Origin of the sequence: Listeria rocourtiae subsp. hofi, assembly GCF_963575615.1 — a bacterium.
Taxonomy (GTDB): domain Bacteria; phylum Bacillota; class Bacilli; order Lactobacillales; family Listeriaceae; genus Listeria_A; species Listeria_A hofi.
Genome location: NZ_CAUYTL010000002.1, coordinates 75314 through 97984, shown reverse-complemented (window position 1 = coordinate 97984; position 22671 = coordinate 75314). Strand labels below are relative to the sequence as shown.

Below are 22671 nucleotides of genomic sequence, written 5' to 3'. Positions count from 1 at the left end.
TCTTGCTCCCATTTTACACAGAAACAAGGCGAAATGAAAGTAATTAATTCCACTATTTTTGCACAGCTTGCAACATATCCACTTGCGTTGCGCCCGCTCCAATAACCACATCCTGCAATTGATACACGAAATAACCACTCAAACCTAATAATAATGATCCCAATACCGCACCCGTAACAACTAATTTTTTCATCTTCACTCGCTCCATTCATCTAATTTATAAAACTATTCTACCAACAAAATAAAGGATTTTCCTGCGATTCAGATGACATCTAGCTTACAATTTTGACACAAAAAAACTTGCCTACCAAGTAAGCAAGTCATCCAATTAAAAATCTTCATATGGTGATTTACGCGATACGCACATAATACCTGAAATTAGTAGTAACACGCCTGGAACAATCCACAGCAATTGAATGAGTATAAAGCCCACGCCACCAATAATAATTAACATAATACCCCAAAGTTTAGGGTTAGCTTTAATCAAACACGCTGCAACAATCGCAAATACAGATATGAAAAACACGAGCACACCAACTGCCATCATACCAACACTGAAAAGTCCTTGGAAAGTGTCTTCTGGCACAATAGCCGCAATCCCAACCATAAAAAATCCAAATATAACTGTTGTAATCGACGCAATCACACCAGTAATTCCACCGATTAGTCCTAACACAAATTCTGCTGTTCTATTCATTAAGTTCTCCTTCTTATTTACAAATTTAAAACGTTATACCTCTAAAATAAGGTTACACTAATATTCTAACTCTGTAAAGCCACTCAAAATCCATCTGCATTCGTGTAAACTTCCTGTACATCATCATCGTCCTCTAGCGCATCAATCATTCGCTCAAACTGCTCTTTTTTATCATCCGGCAACTCATTCACTACTTGAGGAATCATCGACAACTCAGCCGTCACAAACTCATAGCCCGCGACACTGAGCGCATCTTTGACACCAGTAAAAGCCGCAGATTCCGTATAAATCTCAAAAGCTTCGTCACTGACAATCACGTCATCCGCACCAGCCTCTATTGCCTCCAGCATAAACGTGTCTTCATCTACCTCCAAACCTTCACGCTCGATTACAATATACCCTTTGCGATCAAACATATAGGCAACACTTCCCGTCTCACCAAGGCTACCACCATTCTTATTAAACGCCACACGCACATTCGCCCAGGTACGATTCCGGTTATCCGTTAACACATGTACCAGCACTGCAATGCCACCGGGTCCATAGCCCTCATAAGTAATCTCATCATAATGCTCGCCACTTGTATTCCCTGCTGCTTTATCAATCGCCCGTTTAATGTTATCATTCGGCATATTCACAGCCTTAGCCTTATCAACCACAAGCCGCAACGACGCATTCGTACCTACATCTGTACCACCCTTCGCCGCCACAAAAATTTCCTTTGCCAGCTTCTGAAAAACTTTGGCTCGTTTGGAATCTTGTGCATTTTTTCGTCCCTGAATATTTTTCCACTTTGAATGTCCTGCCATGCACCATTACACTCCCTTAAACATATTACTTAAAAGTCTAGCCTAGTTCGCACGAAACTTCAATGAAAACGATATACACAAAAATCACGCCAAGCCCATTCTTCAAGTCTGACGTGATTCTAATTTTTATTTTACTTTTACAGGTAGCCTGTATACATGGTATGTTCCCAATGTCCGCGTCTTTCCACCAAGTAAAGCAATTTCCTCCAACGCATTTTGGACTAGTTTCGCCTCACCATCAGAAAGTAAATCAATTAAGAAGAAATACTCACCAAGCGATGTTTTTAACGGTCGGGATTCAATTTTACTCATATCAATGTTGCGCCAAGCGAATGTTGCCAACACTTTATGAAGCGCTCCCGGCATATTATTTGGTAGAATAACGCTGACCGAAGTTTTCTCTTCTTCACGATCCGGCAAAGCAATACTCACTGGATTTCGACTTAAAACAACGAATCGCGTTTGATTCAACTCGATATCTTGCGCATTTTCCTGAACAATTGTAAGCCCATATTGATTAGCAGCCATGTAAGGCGCGATAGCAGCTACAAGTTCATCTGGATGCTTGCTCACCCATTCCGCCGCATAAGCCGTAGAAGGGGTCGTCTCGCGCTCCACTCCGTACAATTCGGTTTGTAAAAAGGTATGGCATTGCGCAATCGCTTGAGGATGTGACATCACTTTTTGCACAGAATGCCAGGTTTCTTTATTATTTGGGTGGACCATGAGATGTTGCGCAATCGGAACGACAATCTCCGCTACAATTGGCACGCTCGAAATATGGAATAAATAATCTAGCGTAATATTAACCGTTCCCTCGAGCGTATTTTCAATCGGAACAACTGCTACATCCACTTGTCCCTTTTCAATCGCCATGATACAGTCCGGAATCGTTGCATACGCGACTGCCTCTCCATTAGGGAAAGCACTGACCGCAGCAGAATGCGTAAACGTCGCAACCGGCCCCAAATAACCAACCTTCATAAAAATGCCTCCCTTTATTAATCGATGAATTCAAATTCGAAGTCGAACAGACGAACCGTATCGCCGTCTTTCGCACCACGTTTACGAAGCGCATCATCGACACCCATCGCACGTAGCTGACGAGAGAATCGTTGAATCGAAGCATCGCGCTCAAAATTCGTCATGGCAAATAACCGTTCTAGCTTCTCACCACTTAGCACATAAACCCCATCTGGATCACGCGTAATTTCAAAATCAGGCGCCTCCGCTTGATATTTATAAAGGACTGTTTCCTCTTCTTCCTTCTCAAGCAATTCATCAAGTGGAAATTCTGCTGTTGTTTCCAGTTTATCTGCAATTGTAAGCAATAATGGATTCAAACCAGATTTTGTCACCGCAGAAATCGGGAAGATTGGAACCTCTTCTTTCAATTTTCCTTTAAAAATTTCTAACTGTTCATCAGCGCCTTCCACATCCATCTTATTCGCAACAATGATTTGTGGCCGCTCCATCAAACGCAAATTATACTGTTCTAATTCGCTATTAATCGCCAAATAATCCTCGTACGGATCACGACCTTCAGAAGCTGACATATCAATCACGTGAACAATAACACGCGTTCGCTCAATGTGACGCAAGAACTGATGACCGAGTCCAACGCCTTGGCTAGCCCCCTCAATCAAACCAGGTAAATCTGCCATAACAAAACTACGACCATCACCGGTATCCACCATTCCTAAATTCGGCACAATCGTTGTAAAATGATATGCCGCTATTTTCGGACGAGCGGCAGAAACGACAGATAACAACGTCGATTTGCCCACACTTGGGAAGCCGACTAAACCAACATCTGCCAACACTTTCAATTCCAACTGAATCGACCGCTCTTGCCCTGGCTCACCATTTTCTGATAACTCCGGCGCCGGGTTAGCCGAAGTCGCAAAACGTTTATTCCCACGTCCGCCACGCCCAGCTTTTGCAATAACAGCTTGTTGACCGTGTGCAACTAAATCCGCGATAACCTCACCAGTGTCAATATCCGATACGACCGTTCCTTGTGGAACTTTAATAATTAAATCATCCGCGCCGCGTCCGTGCATACTTTTGCTCATGCCATGCTCACCACGCTCCGCTTTAAAACGGCGCTGGTAACGAAAGTCAATCAACGTACGTAAGCCCTCGTCTACTTCAAAAACAACATCGCCACCATTACCACCGTCACCACCAGCTGGTCCACCATTTGGAACAAACTTTTCCCGACGAAATGCAACCATTCCATCGCCACCATCACCGGCTCTTACATATATCTTAACCTGATCTATAAACATAATCATTCTCCCGTCCAATTTTATATCATCTGTTCATTATAACTAACTTTACTTGTATAGTCATCCTTTTTCGAAAAAATTTTGCATTGGCGGGATTTTCAAATGCTAAAAAGAGTCTAAACCAGTTCTAAGGTTTAGACTCTTTTTCAGTTTTATTGAGGTTCTATATGAAGCATCCTGCCAATTTAGAACCTGTGAACGCAGTGAGCATATAATCGATGTACTGCATCATGCGAAGCGCCTCGAAATTTTCGTGGCCTCCGAAAAATCCAAGAACGGGATTTATCTGCGCCCCCTAACAAATTTTTTCGGGTCTAACGGGCCGTTTCAGCTTTTCTTATTTAAACGCTTGTGCTGCTTTCACAGCTTTCTTCCAACCGCCGTATAATGTAGTACGCTCTTCTTCTTTCATCTTCACTTCAAATTCCTTATCTAGCTTCCAATGTTTTTTAATCTCAGTCTTGTCTTTCCAAACGCCTACAGCGAGTCCTGCCAAGAACGCGGCACCAAGCACAGTTGTTTCGCGATTTTCTGGACGCTCCACTGGTACATCCAAAATATCTGCTTGGAATTGCATCAAGAAATCATTAGCACAAGCTCCGCCATCCACGTGCAGTACTTTCAACTCAATGCCAGAATCTTTTTCCATCGCATCTAGCACGTCTTTTGTTTGGTACGCCAATGATTCCAATGTCGCGCGGATGAATTGCTCTTTTTCTGTTCCACGGGTCAAACCAAACACCGCACCACGAACGTCAGAATCCCAATATGGCGCACCCAAACCAACGAATGCAGGCACTACATAAACACCGTCAGATGACTCAATTCGCGATGCGTAATTTTCCGAATCGCCTGAATGACGCAACATTCGCATGCCATCACGTAGCCATTGAATGGCCGAACCCGCAACGAAAATACTACCTTCTAATGCATATTCTACTTTTCCATCAAGCCCCCACGCAAGCGTTGTCAACAAACCAGTATCCGATTTAACTGCTTTGTCACCCGTGTTCATTAACAAGAAGCAACCCGTACCATACGTATTTTTAGCCTCGCCTTTTTCAAAGCAACCTTGTCCAAATAATGCCGCCTGTTGGTCACCAGCAATTCCTGCAACAGGAACCTCTTCACCAAAGAAGTGATAAGGTACAGTCGTGCCATAAACTTCCGAAGATTGACGAACTTCTGGGAGCATAGCTTTTGGAATGTTCAACATCTTAAGCAACTCATCGTCCCACTGCAAATCATAAATATTATACAGCAAAGTCCGCGAAGCATTCGAATAATCCGTCACATGCGCATTCCCGCCAGTTAATTTCCAAACCAACCACGTATCAATCGTTCCGAATAATAGCTCACCATTCTCCGCGCGCTCCTGCGCACCATCCACATGGTCCAAAATCCAACGAGCTTTCGTCCCTGCAAAATAAGCATCAATCAACAATCCTGTTTTGTCGCGAACGATATCATTGTAACCGTCCTCTTTTAGTTGATTACAAATATCTGCCGTTTGACGAGACTGCCAAACAATCGCATTATAAACCGGATTTCCTGTTTCCTTATCCCAAACAACCGTCGTTTCACGCTGATTAGTAATCCCGATACCAGCGATTTCCTTCGATGAAATATTTGTTTTCAATAACACACCCGCGATAACTGCTAAAATCGATGCCCAAATTTCGTTTGCATTATGCTCCACCCAACCTGGCTTTGGAAATATCTGCTCAAATTCTTTCTGCTCCACACCGATAATTTCGCCCGTCTCATCCACTATCATCGCTCTTGAACTCGTAGTACCTTGATCTAATGCTAAAATATATTTTTTCTCCATCTAAAATTCCCCCTTCAAAATAAGTATGTCATTTTTTCTAATTTTGTCACGCTTTTTGCTTTTTATCAAGTTGCATAGTGAAAAGTAAAATAACAAGGAAAACTGCTACAAATACCCATAGCCAAATCCCAAAGTCGTCATTAACAATCGCATTATAACCAAGTCCACCGAGCGCGCCACCAACAACCGGACCTAACACAGGAACCCAGGAATACTTCCAATCAGAATCACCTTTTCCAGCAATAGGCCAAACAAAATGTGCAATCCGAGGTCCAAGATCACGGGCTGGATTAATCGCATACCCCGTTGTTCCACCAAGCGACATCCCAATCACCACGATAAGCCCACCAACAACTAGCGGATTCAAGCCATCAGAGAAACTATTAGCACCAATCGAAAGCAATCCAAAAATCAAAATGAACGTCCCTAACGCCTCACCGAAAAAATTTGATGTATAATGACGTATTGCTGGTGCCGTAGAGAACACTCCTAATTTTGTAGGTTTATCCTCTGTTTTTGCCCAATGTGGATAATAATGAAGCCAAACAAGCGTTGCACCAATAAACGCACCAATAAATTGCGCAGATATGTATGGAATAACATCTGCCCAAGGAAATTTACCTGCTAGAGCCATTGCAACTGTAACCGCTGGATTCAAATGCGCCAAACTCATGTAACCAGACACATAGACACCCATTGTAACCGCTAATCCCCACGCTAAAGTGATGACAACCCAACCACCAGCCTCAGCCTTTGATCCTTTCAATGAAACGCCAGCAACTACGCCTCCGCCAAATAAGACGAGGATCATTGTACCCAATAACTCTCCTAAAAACTGTGTCCCAATATTTGTATCCATTTATTCCCACTCCTTTTGATTTTTTAGTCTAGACACCGCAACATAACACGCCCCTTGTCACTTATCGCCCGCAAACCTATCTGCATTTATTTCAAAAAAAGAATGACAACCAAAACTAAGCACCGCATAAAAGCAGACTTATAGACGTTTTGATTGTCATCTCTTCTCCTGACAAAATATTAACTTAAAGCCATTAAACCATATCAAGAAAACGCTGTCAACACATTCGCCCCGTAAGATTGTTTGTGTTGTATTGCACTTGTTTATAGACTATACCCTAAGAAGTTGGAGACATAAACATAGTTTTTCAAAAAGATAGTAAAAATATCGTTTTAACAACTAAGTTTACTCTTTATATCAATAGCTACAAATAAAAAACTCCCTCAAAAAAGGGAGCTCTTAAAAAATCTTATGCTTCTTGTGCTACTGGATAAACACTAACTTTTTTCTTGTCGCGACCCATACGCTCAAAACGTACAATGCCGTCTGCTTTAGCGAAAAGAGTATCATCGCCACCGCGCCCAACGTTAGTTCCAGGATAAATTTTTGTTCCACGTTGACGGTAAAGGATAGACCCACCAGTCACGAATTGGCCATCAGCGCGTTTAGCACCTAAGCGTTTCGACTCGGAGTCACGTCCATTGGATGTAGAACCACCGCCTTTTTTATGGGCAAAATGTTGAATATCAAATTTTAACATGAAAATTCCACCTCCTACTTTTTGGAGTTAATCGTAATATAATCAGGATAGCTATACGCTAAAGATATCAATTGATGTTCCATGCCTTCCAGCAATATTTGAACAGCATCATCAGCTTCTATGTCCTCAGGAACGGAATAATAAAGATAACCATCATCTTCTTCCATTACAGGTTCGACTCCCATTCTTTCACTAATCGCATTTACCATGCCAAAAGCAATCGATGTAGCCCCTGCACATACCAAATCTGCACCTTGTTCGGCGAAATTAGCATGTCCATCCATCTCAAAAGCAACGACCCGCTCCTCATGCCGAATAAAATCTACATGAATCATACGTATCATCCCCTTTACAAATTAAGCGTTGATTGCATCAATCGTTAATTTCGTATAAGGTTGACGATGACCTTGTTTTTTGTGATAGTTCTTTTTAGGCTTATATTTGAAAACAGTCAATTTCTTAGCGCGACCTTGTTTTTCAACTTTTGCTGTAACTGTTGCACCGTCCACGAATGGAGCTCCAACTTTAACAGCGTCACCACCAACAAAAATAACTTTGTCAAATGTCACCACATCACCAACTTCACCTGCTAATTTCTCAACATAGATTTCTTGGCCTGCTTCAACTTTAACTTGTTTTCCACCTGTTTCAATAATTGCGTACATACTTGCACCTCCTCATATACTTAGACTCGCCATCATGAGGGGATTGTCAAAAACAATACTTAGCCCTATTCTGAGCGGTTGTAGCATGGTGCGCTACAAACATAACATTAGAATGATACCATAGATAGAAAGACTATGTCAATAACTATTATTCATGTTCGACTTGTGAAATTCGATAAAACGGGCGTACTTCATCCGTAATCATCCAATCGATATCACCATCAAACGTAATTTCATCCAAAAAGGCATCCATCACATCCATTGTTACAGTCACAGCAACATAAGACGGGTCACTGGCAAAAACGCCCCTAAGTTCCCGTTCCATTTGATAAATAAGAGTCTGAGCAGAAGAAACATATCCGCTCCCATCACATGTTGGACAAGCACATTGCATCTCCTCAAGAAGCGATTTCTGCCGTTTGCGTCGCGTCAACTGCATCAAACCATTCTCTGAAAGTCCTTCTACCCGAACAGTCGTCACATCCTTCTTCGCTACTTCCAGCATTTGTTCTCGCAACTTATCCAGATGCGCTCGGTTCATGCCCCCGATAAAATCAATTAAAATGAAACCGCTCATATTTCGCAACTTCATTTGGCGACCAATTTCTTCAATCACAGATGAATTGATTTCAAACGCCACCTCATTCATGCTTTTTTTCGATTTGTAATTGGCAGAATTAACATCAATTACCCACATAGCTTCTGTTTTTTCAACCACAATAGAAGCACCATTCTTTAAAAAAACCGTTGGACGAAACAATCGATTAACAGCAACCTCTAAATTATACTCCGAGAAAACTCCTCCTTTTCCACGAAAATGGACTACGCTAGAAAAAGTTTCTCCTAATTCTTGATAAAGCCTTACATCGTCGCAAATAATTTCTGTACCTGCATCTACAAAAGGCTTGTTTCGCAATATCGAAGGAATACTGACCGTTACTTCATGAATTTTACGATTTTTCCCCTTAGCTCGTGCTTTGATTGCTTCCATTTCACGCCTAGATTTCAAAATATCCTCTTTAATCTGATCAACCTTTGTATCGGCCGCAACTGAACGCAGAATTATTCCCTCATTATCTAGTAACAATGGTGATATATACTGTTGCAGTCGGGCCTTATCACCTTCTTTTATCTTTTTAGAGATGGCTAAGAAAGCTCGTCCATAGCTATATACAACTGATCCAGAAGATATTTCAATCACTCCAGTCAGCAGCGGGGCTTTTGTGGCATTTCCTTCTCGTTTCACCTGAACCATCAATTTTAGCCCCTCATGTATTTGGTAACTATCTGGAATATCTTGAAGATGAATAAAAGCATTTTCCTTGGTACCAATATTCACAAATGCAGCATTAATTTTCCTATTTATTTTCGTAATTGTGCCTAAATAGATATCCGAAACTTGTGGCTCAGCAGATGGTCTAATAATATCTAATCCCACCAACAACTTCTCCTCCAAAAAGGCGATTCTTTTTTCTTTGCCCACAGCGTTTATAATAATTTTCAATGCCATGCCTCCCAGGCGCAATATTTTTTTATGTTCCGATACCATACTGCTATGGATGTCCTAGATACATCATATTTGTCTGCTAGCGTCTGTTGATCAAAATTCTTTAACTCTACATATTTATTTACAATAATTGCATATTCTGCGGCACCAACAATTGATCTATAATTGATATTTCTTTTGAATGTATTTGGAAACGTTGCAAAAAAGTTTTGTAATAAAGCCTGTATTTCGGTAGCAATTTTAGTCTCATAGCTCACCATTGCTAATCGGGTGTATGTGAGGACCTCTGACTCATCAAATGGCAGTTGCTTACTACTTAACAAAGGTTCTTCCATCGAAGTACTAATTGCTTTCTCCCAAGCTAATATTTCACTTTTCTTAACACGATAGGAAGTTGCCAAAGTCTCTATGAACTGTTGCCTGTCCACCGGCGTTAGAAACATGTAATTGGCGGTTGCTACAACAGCTCTTATCTCATCCTCTGATAGCGATTCAGCATAAGCAAATACATGGCTAATAATTTCAAAACTTGCCTTTTTCTCTTGTTTTTCAGCCGGTAGCGGATTACTATCACTATACTTTTCCATAATATAATTCACATTCGTAGTCTTCCGTCTATCCATAAAATTTCCTCCTGTAGAAAAAAAGCTGGTTATTAAGTGAGATACGTTAGCACCTTCATTAATAAATCCAACTTTTATTTACTGCCTCATCAATTATTTCCAAATAAAGTCTTTAATCGACTAAAAAAGCCTTGTTTTTGTTCATCAATGGACATCAACGGAATAGACTCACCCAATAATCTACGTGCAATATTCCGATATCCAATACTCGCCTTATTACTTGCCTGCATCGACACAGGTTCACCACTATTAGAAGAGCGAATAACCTCATCATCGTCTATGATAATCCCAATTAACTCAATAGACAAATGCGTGGTAATCTCATCAATATCCATCACATCACCATTTCGCATCATCTGTGTTCTGATACGATTAATAATCAATTTAGGAGCTTCAATATCTTCTTGCTCCAGCAAACCAATGATTCTATCTGCATCACGAACCGCTGATATCTCTGGTGTCGTTACCACTAGCGCTCGATCTGCACCTGCAACAGCATTCTTATACCCTTGTTCAATCCCCGCTGGACAATCAATAAGAATAAAATCATAATCTGGTTTCATCTGAGCAACCAGCTCTTTCATTTGTTGACCGGTTACCGCACTTTTATCTGTGGTTTGTGCTGCTGGTAACAGAAATAGCAAATCTTCAAATCGCTTATCTTTAATGACTGCTTGGTGTAATTTGCAGCGCCCTTCCACTACATCTACAAGATCATAAATAATCCGATTTTCCAATCCTAAAACAACATCTAGATTTCGAAGTCCGATATCCATATCGACTAAGCACACTTTCTTTCCTTGCAATGCAAGTGCTGTCCCAAGGTTAGCTGTCGTAGTCGTCTTACCAACGCCGCCTTTGCCCGAAGTTATAACTATAGCCTCACCCATGATTATTGTCCTCCTTGAAAATTAGAAATTTCTGGTCTAATTTTTCTTAAAATATGCAAGCTATCAATCGCCAGCTTACCTTTATCATCAATATACGCGGTAAGAATATTCTCTTCCACTCGGTCTTTGTTCTCTTCACTGTCAAATCCATAAATCTCACTAGCAATTCTAATTTGCGATGGATACTGAAACTTTCCAGTTACCACTGCCTTAGAATTGCCCTCAAAACCTGCATGAATAATTCCCTTTACATTTCCAAGAATAAAAATATTACCTGTCGCACGGATAGAACCACCTGGATTAACATCACCAACAAGTAATAAATCGCCAGGAACATTAATTATTTGACCAGAGCGAACGACTGTCGCGAGTGAAAAAATCTGTTCTTCCTCTTTCCATTTTTTCGCATCTTGCTTACTCATCACATTACTAGTAAATCCGCTAACTTCCATGGCGCTATTTTCTTCAATAATAGCCATTATACTTCTTTCTTCATCTTCTGTAAAAAGGCGATTCCCTATATGTACTTGAACAGCCAACTTCTGGTCCTGAGATACTATTTTCTGCTGTTCTTTAAGGTGTTGCGTTAATCCTTCTTCCAGTTCGACAATGCTTGCTGTATCGCTTAAAAAAATGCTAATACCGTCTTTCGTCCCTTTTATTCGGACATATTTTTTCAACTTACCTTCACCTCACAGCTCCTATAATTTAGTATACATCCAGATTCAAAAGATATCCCCTTATAGCAATAAAACTATATCAATCTGTAAGCTTATTAAAAAGCATACAGATTGATATAGGTTTCCATTCTAACCTATCTCCCACCATTTCTCTCTAGCTTAAACAGGAAATTTCTAAACGGGAAATATATAACCAGAAAGAATGCCAGGTTTAATAAAATCGTAGTCCACAGACGTTGATCAACAAAGGTAGCAAAAACCATATCAGTTCCACCAATAAGAACGTAGAAACCGTATACTAGACACTCGGTTAGTATCACATTAAATACTGCAACCAAACCTACTAACATGATGTTGCTTTGCAAGACCTTCATAAATTTATCCGTCAGATATACAATTAAGGGGAAAATAGCAAAATAAATACCTAAAATTCCCGTATAATAAATGTCAAATACAATTCCAAGTATAAATGCGTATATTAATGTAACATTTCTGTTATAAAATGTCGTCATCAAAACGAGCATTACTATAAGAAAGTGCGGGATGAAAACTCGTTGCTCGCCAAAGAACGACTGGCTGAACAACATACTAGATACGCCTTCTAAAATAAAAATCGCGATTGCAATAAGTGGCATTACAACTACTTTTCTCATATTCATCAGGACCCAGTTCCTTCCGAATCATCACCATCCAATGTACGTTTCAATACAATGACATGACTTAAATCGTATAAGTCAGCACCCGGCTTCACCAGCGCAGTCTGAGATAATCCCATCTTATCAGTTTCCACTTTTTCAATTGTTCCAATAAAAATATCTGATGGGAAAATTCCACCTAAGCCAGACGTAACTACCTTCTCACCTTTAGTGAACTTCTGATCTACTGGTAATTGCTTCATTTCTAATAACCGTTGCTCTGTATCATAACCATTAATAATTCCATACGCCGATGATTTTCCTTGTACTATAGCAGAAATTCTGTTTCTATCATCTGTAGAACTAAGTAATTTCACAGTGGAAGACTTCGCACCAGTCTTTGTGACTTTCCCAATCATCCCCTCAGGAGTACGGACTGCCATATTAGGTTTCACGCCATCAACAGAACCCTTATCAATCTGAACTTGTGTATTCCAGTTATCGGGATTCCTAGAAATGACCGTAGCGTTGATTGGTTCATAATCACTAAGATCAGCTTCAATATCCAGTGATTTTTTTAACGCTGCATTTTCTTTCGTTAAATCTGATACTTTACTTTCAAGTTGCGCCAATTCTTCTAAACGTTTTTTTAGGTGCTCATTTTCTGTATATGTGTTCTTTAAGTCTTTTGCACCATCAAAAAAACTTGCAACAAAGCCAACTGGTTTAGAGACAATATTCTCTCCAAACCCCGCAACATCTTTCACAAATTGCTCTGGCCAAGAAGCTTTACTTTTTCCACTCAGTGAATATCCTACCAAAGCCACTAAAACAATAATGGATATCAACAAGATAATTAAACGTTTATTTAAGAAAAACTGTGGCATAATGAACACCTCGTCTCGTCAATCCTCTTCTTTTACAACTATGCAATAGGCTCCACAAATCCACTAAAAATCGCCAAGCTATATCAGCCCATTTTTTTCTTTTTGTATAAATCCATATTTTCTAGTGATTTTCCTGTTCCAATTGCCACACAATCAAGTGGATTTTCAGCAATAATAACTGGCATTTTCGTCTCCTCAGCAATCACCGAATCTAAATTACGAAGAAGTGCGCCACCACCAGTTAAAACAATCCCTTTATCCATAATATCCGCGGAAAGTTCAGGGGGAGTGTTCTCCAATGTGCTCTTAACAGCATCGATGATAGAAGCTACTGTATCTGCTAATGCTTCACTTATTTCCTCCGGCGAGATTTCAATTGTTTTTGGTAGACCAGTCACTAAATCACGACCGCGAATACTAAACGATTCTAGGCCTAAGTTAAGTGGATCAGCCGAGCCAATCTCCATTTTTATTGTTTCGGCAGTACGATCGCCAATTAATAAATTATATTTTTTACGTATAAAATTAATAATGGCATCATCCATATCATCTCCTGCAGTCCGCTCTGAACGGCTAGTCACGATACCACCAAGTGAAATAACAGCAACCTCTGTAGTGCCGCCGCCGATATCTACAACCATACTACCAGTTGGATCCCACACAGGAAGACCAGCACCAATCGCAGCTGCAAATGGCTCTTCAATTGTGTATGCTTCTTTAGCACCAGCTTGACGTGTAGCATCAGTAACAGCACGTTTTTCAACACCAGTGATGCCTGATGGAACACAAATCATAACACGTGGTTTACTAGCACTTGCACCTTTACTAGCTTTTTGAATGTAGTATTTCATCATCGCTGCTGTTGTATCATAATCAGCAATAACACCATCTTTCATTGGTCGAATTGCCACAATATTCCCCGGTGTTCTACCAATCATATTCTTCGCTTCGCTACCAACTGCAACAATTTCTTGCGTATCTTTCTTCATTGCCACAACAGATGGCTCTCTTAAAACAATACTTTTACCTTTCATGTATACTAAAGTGTTTGCAGTCCCTAAGTCGATTCCAATATCTTTATTTCCAAATCCAAACATTTATTAATCTCCTTTTCTCTTCTTAATTATCACTTTGTTCATGATTGCTGTCTCTCTATTAACTTTAAATAGTTCTTAAATTCCCAGCCCCAAAGTATTGTCTTTTAATAATCAGGTATGCTGATATCCCTTGATGTTTTATGTAAAAACAGATACACATAAACAACCATCTTATTATAACATAACTAAGAAGAACAGACATTAATTTTTAATGAGATACTTGAAATATTTATCTTTTCTTTAAAAATAGCCCTCTTGCTTTAGACTTGTGAATGTATTATTACCAATAATGATATGGTCTATTAGCGGAATTCCAAGCAAGTCCCCCGCTTTTTTTAGCCGTTTTGTCACAGTAATATCTTGTGTTGAAGGGGTCGCGTCTCCTGATGGATGATTATGAAAACACATGACACTTGCAGAAGAATATTTCATCGCTTGTTTGAAAATTTCTCTTGGGTGAACAACACTACTATTCAAACTACCAATAAATATAGTTTCTCGGTGAACTAATTTATTTCTCGTACTTAAAAAAACACAATGAAAGTGCTCTTGTGATAATAAGCTCATTTCTTGCATAACTAAATCTGCTCCATCCTGTGGTCCTCGGATGACAGGGCAAGGATTTACCTTCTGCGTATCTAGACGTTTGCTAATCTCAATTGCTGCTAACACTTTTGCAGCTTTTGCAAGGCCTATTCCATTAATTTCTGTTAGTTCTTGCAATGTGACTTCTCTCATATCTGCTATTTCAGAATACTTCGCTACTACTCTATTAGCCAAGTCTACAACCGACTCCTTTCTACTACCAGTTTCAAGAATGATTGCAAACAACTCAATATTAGATAGACTTGATACTCCTTTTTTTTGGAGTCGTTCTCTTGGCTTCTCAGTGTTAGACATTTCTTTTATAAACATTTGCGTTTCCACCTTTCATTGACGTAGAAAAAAATTCCAGAAAAAATCATTCGCTATTGGACAACATAGAAAACCAAATAGTATAAATGGAACAAAAGGAATTCGATTTATCATTATTTCCCTTTTAAAAATAGATACTGCACTCATTGATAATGCTCCTGAGAATACTGCAACAATAAATATAAATATCACCTCTTTCAAACTTAGAAAAAAACAAAGTAATATTAATAATTTTATATCACCGAAACCAAATCCTTTTCTAACGCACAAGTAAAGACCTATAAATACGACTGCCCCAACCATTAATTGATACATTTGTTGCAAAAGAGTGGAAACATCTGTATATCCATAGTACACGGTGAAAACAATAAGATATAGGGACAGTATTGAATTGGGTATATGGAGATAAAGCATATCACTTACGAACAGAATTAGTAACAATGAAAATATAAACATGTATAGATAAAAAGGAGCTTCGAAATTATATAGCTTATACAAAATACATACAAATAATGGTGCTAATACTTCCACAGCCAGGTAACTCCAACTCATAGGTTTATTACAGCAACTTGTTCTACCTTTAAGAAAAATAAATGAGACAACAGGTAGCATGTGTGCTCCTGACAATTTTTCACCACAATAATCACACCTTGAAGAAGCTCTGAGTAAAAATGGCTTCCGAGGAGGGTAATTTACTCCTATTACGTGTAAAAAAGATGCAAATACTGTGCTATACACAGATAAAATAATGTAAATCATGATACACCTCCAACTTCTTAGATATAAATGTAGCACGATAATATTTTACTGTCATATTGTCAAAAAATTTTTTCTAATAACAAAAAGCCTCTAAAAAGTAAATTACTCCTAGAGAAAAATAAATTACTACAAGAAAAAAGTATCTCAAAATACTTATCTATATATTTTACTTTTAGTATAAATAAATTTAAACTAACAAAAAAAGCCCCCTTCGAGCAGAGCCTTTTTTCCAAAGTTTAGTGTTTTAATAATTTTTTTCTAACCTCTGAAATAAAATAAAGTGAACCAGTGACAAGAATAATCTCCTCACCCCCGCCTTTAATCCAGCTTTTTAATGTATCTTCCCAATTTTCAACAGAAGCAATGTTATTCGTATTTGCAATTTGATTTATTTCATCTACGGTTAGAGATCTGGGGTAATCAAAAGTAGTTAGAACAATCTCTACATCTTCTATTCGTTTTAATAAGTCAATCATCTCTACAAAAGCTTTATCTCTCATTGCTGTAAAAAGTATTTTTACAGGAGATCCTCTGAACTTTATAGCCGAATTCACCAGCACCTGCATTCCTTCCAGATTGTGGGCACCGTCTAAAAAAACTAATGGTGAATTATTTACCTGCTCCATACGTCCAGGCCACTTAGCTAACTTCACTCCCTGTTTTACGGCATCTTCTGTAATTGCAAATCCGCTTGCCTGCAAAAGTTCTGATGTTTTTATTGCAACCGCAGCATTATCCAACTGATGGTCACCTATCAACCCAACCTCTATATCTCTTATTTCTTGATTCGACGTTCGATAGTTAAACATTTCATCCGCTTGTTTCTTCACAAAGAAATTAGTACTCAACTGATATAAATCCGACTGGTAAGACACAGATTTTTCCTTATACATCGCACGAATCTCGGGCTGTAGCACACCACTAACAATCGGAACGTGCTTTTTAAAAATACCCGCCTTTTCTTTGGCTATGCTTTGAAGTGAATCGCCTAAAAATTCCATATGATCCATACCTATAGTGGTCACTACAGAAATCAGAGGAGTAATGACATTAGTTGAATCAAGCCTCCCGCCAAGGCCAACTTCCACAAGTCCAATATCAATGTTGTCATATTCAGCAAAATATAGGAACATCATTACCGTAATTATTTCAAACTCAGAAGGATGCCCAAATTCTGTTTTATCAAGTTCATCGGCCAAAGGTTTTATTCTATTGCAAAGCCTGACAATCATTTCATCAACAATCGGAATGCCATTGACACTAATCCGCTCATTAAATATTTCAATGTATGGTGAAGTGAATGTTCCAACCCTGTATCCAGATTGTTCTAAAATATTACGCAGGAAAGTTAATGTCGATCCCTTCCCATTTGTTCCAGCAATATGTACCCATTTATTTTTGTTTTCAGGGTGATCTAGTTTGGCCAACATCCATTCCATCCTCATGAGACCAGGTTTTATTCCCATGCGCAAAGTTCCATGAATCCATTGCAGTGCATCAGTATAGTTATGAAAACTCATACGTATCCTCCTTATTTAATAAAAATCAGACCCTCCGCTTGCTTTGTTGCACAGAAGGTCTGAAATAGTTCATTTAGTTGTTTTTTAATGAGTTAATTCTTTCTTCGACCAATAGTCTTTTCTCCATGTAGTCTTTTTCCTTTGCTCTCTCTTCTTCAATGATATTTTCGGGCGCTTTTGCCATGAATTTTTCATTAGATAATTTACCTTGCACTCGCGATACTTCTTTTTTCCATTTCGATAATTCTTTTTCTAGACGCGCAATTTCTTCCTCAATATTGATAAGACCTTCTAGTGGCAAATATATTTCAGCTCCAGAAACAACGGCTGTCATCGCTGTTTTTGATGGTTCTATATCAAAAGAAATTGTTGTAATTTCAGGATTACAGAAGCGTTCAATATAAGAGATATTCCTCTCTAAGATAGCTTTATGTTCATCTGTTTTTGGTTTTAATTGTAGCTTGATTTGTTTGCTTAGCGGTGTATTAACCTCTGCTCGAATATTACGAACAGCTCGAATCACTTCTACTAGCAACTTCATCGAATCCGAAGCATCCTTATCAACTTGCTCTTTATTTACTTTTGGCCAAGAAGCAATGGTAATAGATGTCCCTTCATGAGGTAGGTTTTGCCAAATTTCCTCAGTTACAAATGGCATAAATGGATGTAGCAATCGCATCGTATTATCTAAAACATAAGCTAGAACAGATTTTGTAGTATGCTTCGCTTTTAAGTCATCTCCATATAAGGATATTTTGGCAATTTCAATATACCAATCACAAAATTCATCCCAAATGAAGTTATAAAGTGTGCGACCCACTTCGCCAAATTCATATTTTTCAGCTAGATTTGTTACCGTTTCAATTGTCTCATTAAGTCGAGTTAAGATCCATTTATCACTTACTTCTGTCACATTAGCTAAATCGATGGCTTCATATTTCATACCTTCCATGTTCATCAATGCAAAACGTGAAGCATTCCAAATCTTATTAATAAAGTTCCATGTAGACTCTACTTTTTCAAAACTAAACTTTAAATCTTGTCCTGGTGCAGTTCCAGTAGATAGGGTATAACGTAGTGAATCAGCGCCGTATTTCTCAACTACCTCTATTGGATCGACACCATTTCCAAGTGATTTAGACATTTTCTTGCCGTCAGCATCTCTGACTAAGCCATGTATTAAGGTATCTTTAAACGGTCTCGTGTCTACAAATTCTACTGATTGAAAAATCATTCGAGATACCCAGAAAAAGATAATATCATAACCTGTTACAAGCGTGCTTGTTGGGAAAAACTTCTGAAAATCAATATTTTCCTCATTCGGCCATCCCATTGTAGAAAAAGGCCATAACGCAGAGCTAAACCATGTATCAAGTACATCTTCATCTTGTCTCCAATTCTCGATATCCGTAGGTGCTTCTTCACCGACATAAAGTTCGCCTGTTTCATTGTGATACCATGCTGGGATTCTATGTCCCCACCATAATTGACGAGAAATACACCAATCATGAATATTTTCCATCCATGACAAGTATGTTTTCTCAAAGCGATCAGGGATGAAGTTTACCTTTGAATCAGGGTTTTCCTGTAATTTAACAGCTTGTTCCGCTAATGGTTGCATTTTTACAAACCATTGCATTGATAAATATGGTTCAACAACAGCTCCCGTACGCTCTGAATGACCAACAGAATGCAGGTGTGGCTCTTGTTTTATGAACAAACCTAGTTCTTTAAAATCTTCCACAATCGCTTTTCTTGCTTCGAAACGATCCATTCCATTATATTTGCCAGATGCTTCATTCATCGTTGCATCTTCATTCATTACAATAACTCGCGGTAAGTCATGGCGATTACCAACTTCGAAATCATTAGGGTCATGGGCAGGTGTGATTTTTACAACGCCTGAACCGAACTCACGCTCCACATAATCATCTGCAACAATCGGGATTTCTCTTCCAATAATAGGTAGTGTAATTGTTTTTCCAATAAACGCTTGATAACGCTCATCCTTAGGGTGAACAGCAACAGCTGTATCTCCTGGAATCGTTTCAGGTCTTGTCGTCGCAACCTCAAGAAAACCTGAGCCATCTGTTAGCGGATATTTCAAATGATAAAATTGGCCTTCTACATCTTGATGAATAACTTCAATATCTGATAATGCCGTCTTAGCAACTGGATCCCAATTGATAATGTACTGTCCGCGATAAATCAGGTTTTTTTCATACAACGACACAAATACCTTCTTTACAGCGTCGGATAAGCCTTCGTCAAGAGTGAAACGTTCTCTGGAATAGTCTAACCCCAAACCAATCTTTTTCCATTGTTCTCTAATAAAACCTGCATACTCTTCTTTCCAATCCCACGCTTTGGAAATGAATTTTTCACGACCTAAATCATAACGTGAGATATCACTTTCACGTAGCTTAGCTTCTACCTTAGCTTGAGTAGCTATGCCTGCGTGATCCATTCCTGGTAAATAAAGCGTGTCAAAACCTTGCATTCGCTTCATGCGAGTTAAGATATCTTGTAGCGTAGTATCCCAAGCGTGTCCTAAATGCAACTTTCCCGTTACATTTGGTGGTGGAATGACAACTGAATACGCTGGCTTGTCATTTTTTCCATCTGCTTTAAAAAATTCTTGCTCAATCCACCAGTCGTATCTGTTTTTTTCAATGTCTTGCGGGTTATACTTTGTTGGCATATTTAATTCAGTCATTGCTTTTCCTCCTACAGTTTAAATTCTTTTTTAGCACAAAAAAAACTCCTCTCATCCATAAAGGACGAAAAGAGTATTTTCCGCGGTACCACCTTTTTACCGTACGAAAAGACGGCACTTCATTCATTTAACGAGAGAAAGTTTCCCGATATCCCTTACTACCTTTTCAGGAATACTGCTCAGAGGCTACGTTCAAATACTTTTCTTAGAGACTTGCACCAACCGTCTCCTCTCTTCAAAAGAAAAAATAATTTACTCTTCCTCATCCTTGCATTTACGAATATTAGATTGGAATCATTGTAACAAATAAAGCATGAATCGTCAACGTAATGCTTTCATAGATGCCTCTATTGCTTCTAATGTTTTTGCAATTTCTACATCCGTATGTTCGGTGGAAATGAATAGCCCTTCATACTGAGATGGAGGTAGAAAAATGCCATTGTTGAGCATTTCTCGATAGTAGTTAGAGAAATAAGTTAAATTTGATGTTTTTGCTGTATCATAATTAATGACTTTCTGATCTGTGAAGAAGAAGCCAAACATCGAACCAGCCCGGTTAACAGCAATCGGAACTTCGTATTGCTCAGATAACACAACCAAGCCTTCTTCAAGCTTGTCAATCAATGTTCTAAAATAGTCATAGTGGTGTGGTGTTAATTGTTTCAGCGTTGCATAGCCAGCATTCATCGCTACGGGATTTCCAGATAACGTTCCCGCTTGATAGATAGAACCTGCCGGAGCAATGTGTTCCATAATTTCTTTTTTTCCACCGTAAGCGCCAACTGGAAGCCCGCCACCAATCACTTTTCCAAGACATGTGATATCTGGTGTGACAACATATAGACCTTGAGCACTATAAAAATCGACTCGGAATCCCGTCATGACTTCATCGAAAATAAGTAAACTTTCATATTTGCTTGTTACATCACGCAAACCTTCTAGGAAACCCTCGATTGGCGGTACGACACCCATATTACCTGCTACAGGCTCAACAATAACAGCAGCAATTTCTGCACCGTATTTTTCAAAAACGAATTTTACGCTTTCTAAATCATTATACGGAACAGCAATCGTGTCCGCAGCAAGTCCCGGAGTTACACCTGGTGAATCTGGCAAGCCAAGTGTTGCGACACCTGAGCCGGCTTTTATTAGCAATGAATCCCCATGACCATGATAACTTCCTTCGAATTTAACAATTTTATTTCTCTTGGTGTATCCTCTTGCTAATCGAATAGCACTCATGGTTGCTTCTGTGCCTGAGGATACCATGCGTACCATTTCAACAGATGGAACGCGCTCCACAACAAGTTTTGCGAGCTCTGTTTCAATTTCTGTTGGTGTTCCAAAACTTGTTCCCTTCAACACAGCATCTGTAACTGCTTTGACGACATGATCATTTGCGTGGCCCAATATTAATGGTCCCCATGATAGTACGTAGTCAATGTATTTGTTGCCATCAATATCTGTTAAGTAAGCACCTTTTCCATGCTCCATAAAAACAGGATTAGCATTTACCGATTTAAAAGCACGAACTGGACTATTAACACCGCCAGGCAAAACTTTTTCAGCTTCTTTAAAGGCTTTAACTGAGTTTGTATACTGATTCATTTAAGCATCTCCTTTTAAATAACGGGCAACATCTTTAGCAAAATAAGTGATAATCAGACTTACACCAGCACGCTTCATACTTAATAGCATTTCCATAACGATTCGCTGTTCATCGATCCAACCATTCGCACTTGCTGCCTTTACCATTGCATACTCACCACTTACATTATAGGCTACAACGGGAAGGTTTGTCCGATTTCGTACATCTCGAACAATATCCAAATAAGAAAGCGCTGGCTTGACAATTAAGAAATCAGCCCCCTCTTGCTCGTCACTTTGAGCCTCACGTAGCGCCTCAAGCCTGTTTGCTGGATCCATCTGGTACGTTTTACGGTCGCCAAATTGAGGAGCACTATTAGCTGCATCGCGAAACGGCCCATAAAAAGCAGAAGCATACTTCACTGCATACGACATGATTGGAATATGTTGATAGCCAGCTTCATCTAGGCCTTCACGAATAACTTTTACAAATCCGTCCATCATATTAGATGGTGCAATGATATCAGCTCCCGCCCCCGCTTGACTAAGTGCTGTTTTTTTGAGCAATGCTAGTGATTTATCGTTTTCTACTTCTCCATTTTCAATAACGCCACAATGTCCATGATCTGTGAATTCGCAAAGACACGTATCCGCAATAACAAGCATTTCAGGAGCTATTTTTTTCACTAGTCTGGTGGCTTCTTGGACGATACCATGCGAATGATATGCACCTGTGCCAACATCGTCTTTGTCATTTGGAAGACCGAATAAAATAATTGCCTTGATACCAAGCGTTATGAGTTCAGCAACTTCTTCTTCCAATTCATGTAAAGGAAATTGAAAAACACCTGGCATAGAGGTCACTTCTGTTTTCGTATTATTACCTTCCTTTACAAAAATAGGATAAATTAAGTCATCGGTATGTAGCACTGTTTCGCGAACAAGGTCACGCATTGCGGCACTGCTCCTTAACCGACGATGTCTATCAAAGCTTTGGTTCATA

General features: G+C 39.2%; 23 protein-coding genes and 2 other annotated features. All 23 genes read right to left on the bottom strand.

Annotation, left to right across the window (positions count from 1 at the left end):
- Positions 1–52: 52 nt before the first annotated feature.
- The 23 genes from R8925_RS01840 to hemB all read right to left on the bottom strand — a co-directional run bounded on the left by R8925_RS01840 (position 53) and on the right by hemB (position 22670).
- A complete protein-coding gene (locus tag R8925_RS01840; protein WP_159101171.1) occupies positions 53–193 on the bottom strand; it encodes a hypothetical protein in 141 nt (46 codons plus the stop codon).
- A gap of 135 nt (positions 194–328) precedes the next feature.
- Positions 329–697 (bottom strand): DUF4064 domain-containing protein, encoded by a 369-nt coding sequence (locus tag R8925_RS01835; protein ID WP_430534228.1) that lies wholly within the window; start codon positions 695–697, stop codon positions 329–331.
- Between the two features lie 83 nt (positions 698–780).
- Positions 781–1506: a YebC/PmpR family DNA-binding transcriptional regulator gene (locus R8925_RS01830; RefSeq protein WP_430534227.1), complete on the bottom strand. Its 726-nt coding sequence runs from the start codon at positions 1504–1506 to the stop codon at positions 781–783.
- A gap of 126 nt (positions 1507–1632) precedes the next feature.
- Complete coding sequence (pheA, locus tag R8925_RS01825) at positions 1633–2490, bottom strand: prephenate dehydratase (RefSeq protein WP_430534226.1); 858 nt, start codon at positions 2488–2490, stop codon at positions 1633–1635.
- Positions 2491–2507: 17 nt separating this feature from the next.
- Complete coding sequence (gene obgE, locus R8925_RS01820; protein WP_430534225.1) at positions 2508–3797, bottom strand: GTPase ObgE; 1290 nt, start codon at positions 3795–3797, stop codon at positions 2508–2510.
- Positions 3798–4134: 337 nt separating this feature from the next.
- Positions 4135–5628: a glycerol kinase GlpK gene (glpK, locus tag R8925_RS01815; RefSeq protein WP_036069328.1), complete on the bottom strand. Its 1494-nt coding sequence runs from the start codon at positions 5626–5628 to the stop codon at positions 4135–4137.
- 46 nt (positions 5629–5674) lie between these two features.
- Positions 5675–6487 carry an MIP/aquaporin family protein gene (locus tag R8925_RS01810; protein ID WP_430534224.1) on the bottom strand — a complete coding sequence of 271 codons (813 nt, stop codon included), beginning with the start codon at positions 6485–6487 and terminating at the stop codon, positions 5675–5677.
- Positions 6488–6896: 409 nt separating this feature from the next.
- Positions 6897–7187 carry a 50S ribosomal protein L27 gene (rpmA, locus tag R8925_RS01805; protein ID WP_036066768.1) on the bottom strand — a complete coding sequence of 97 codons (291 nt, stop codon included), beginning with the start codon at positions 7185–7187 and terminating at the stop codon, positions 6897–6899.
- Positions 7188–7201: 14 nt separating this feature from the next.
- On the bottom strand, positions 7202–7522 hold the full coding sequence (locus tag R8925_RS01800) for a ribosomal-processing cysteine protease Prp (protein ID WP_430534223.1): 321 nt from the start codon (positions 7520–7522) through the stop codon (positions 7202–7204).
- 21 nt (positions 7523–7543) lie between these two features.
- Positions 7544–7852 carry a 50S ribosomal protein L21 gene (gene rplU / locus R8925_RS01795; protein WP_036069332.1) on the bottom strand — a complete coding sequence of 103 codons (309 nt, stop codon included), beginning with the start codon at positions 7850–7852 and terminating at the stop codon, positions 7544–7546.
- Positions 7853–7864: 12 nt separating this feature from the next.
- Positions 7865–7942: a sequence feature (ribosomal protein L21 leader region), on the bottom strand.
- Positions 7943–8000: 58 nt separating this feature from the next.
- Entirely contained in the window at positions 8001–9356 is a 1356-nt protein-coding gene (locus R8925_RS01790; protein WP_430534222.1) for a ribonuclease E/G, read from the bottom strand.
- Positions 9353–9982, bottom strand: coding sequence for a hypothetical protein (locus R8925_RS01785; RefSeq protein WP_430534221.1), 630 nt, complete (start codon positions 9980–9982; stop codon positions 9353–9355). The genes R8925_RS01790 and R8925_RS01785 overlap by 4 nt, the downstream gene beginning before the upstream one ends.
- Positions 9983–10071: 89 nt before the next feature.
- Entirely contained in the window at positions 10072–10872 is an 801-nt protein-coding gene (gene minD, locus R8925_RS01780) for a septum site-determining protein MinD (protein WP_430534220.1), read from the bottom strand.
- A gap of 2 nt (positions 10873–10874) precedes the next feature.
- Positions 10875–11552, bottom strand: coding sequence for a septum site-determining protein MinC (gene minC / locus R8925_RS01775; protein ID WP_430534219.1), 678 nt, complete (start codon positions 11550–11552; stop codon positions 10875–10877).
- Between the two features lie 134 nt (positions 11553–11686).
- On the bottom strand, positions 11687–12211 hold the full coding sequence (mreD, locus tag R8925_RS01770; RefSeq protein WP_430534218.1) for a rod shape-determining protein MreD: 525 nt from the start codon (positions 12209–12211) through the stop codon (positions 11687–11689).
- Positions 12211–13074 carry a rod shape-determining protein MreC gene (gene mreC, locus R8925_RS01765; protein ID WP_430534217.1) on the bottom strand — a complete coding sequence of 288 codons (864 nt, stop codon included), beginning with the start codon at positions 13072–13074 and terminating at the stop codon, positions 12211–12213. The genes mreD and mreC overlap by 1 nt, the downstream gene beginning before the upstream one ends.
- A gap of 83 nt (positions 13075–13157) precedes the next feature.
- Positions 13158–14171 carry a rod shape-determining protein gene (locus R8925_RS01760; RefSeq protein ID WP_430534216.1) on the bottom strand — a complete coding sequence of 338 codons (1014 nt, stop codon included), beginning with the start codon at positions 14169–14171 and terminating at the stop codon, positions 13158–13160.
- A gap of 240 nt (positions 14172–14411) precedes the next feature.
- Positions 14412–15086, bottom strand: a complete 675-nt coding sequence (gene radC / locus R8925_RS01755; RefSeq protein ID WP_430534215.1) for a RadC family protein — start codon at positions 15084–15086, stop codon at positions 14412–14414.
- A gap of 15 nt (positions 15087–15101) precedes the next feature.
- Entirely contained in the window at positions 15102–15845 is a 744-nt protein-coding gene (locus R8925_RS01750; protein WP_430534214.1) for a prepilin peptidase, read from the bottom strand.
- Between the two features lie 236 nt (positions 15846–16081).
- Positions 16082–17365, bottom strand: a complete 1284-nt coding sequence (locus tag R8925_RS01745; RefSeq protein WP_430534213.1) for a bifunctional folylpolyglutamate synthase/dihydrofolate synthase — start codon at positions 17363–17365, stop codon at positions 16082–16084.
- 73 nt (positions 17366–17438) lie between these two features.
- Positions 17439–20081: a valine--tRNA ligase gene (locus tag R8925_RS01740; RefSeq protein WP_430534212.1), complete on the bottom strand. Its 2643-nt coding sequence runs from the start codon at positions 20079–20081 to the stop codon at positions 17439–17441.
- Positions 20082–20138: 57 nt separating this feature from the next.
- Positions 20139–20359 (bottom strand) — a binding site (T-box leader).
- 43 nt (positions 20360–20402) lie between these two features.
- Entirely contained in the window at positions 20403–21689 is a 1287-nt protein-coding gene (gene hemL, locus R8925_RS01735; protein WP_430534211.1) for a glutamate-1-semialdehyde 2,1-aminomutase, read from the bottom strand.
- Positions 21690–22670: a porphobilinogen synthase gene (hemB, locus tag R8925_RS01730; RefSeq protein ID WP_430534210.1), complete on the bottom strand. Its 981-nt coding sequence runs from the start codon at positions 22668–22670 to the stop codon at positions 21690–21692. It abuts the gene before it with no gap.
- Position 22671: the final 1 nt, after the last annotated feature.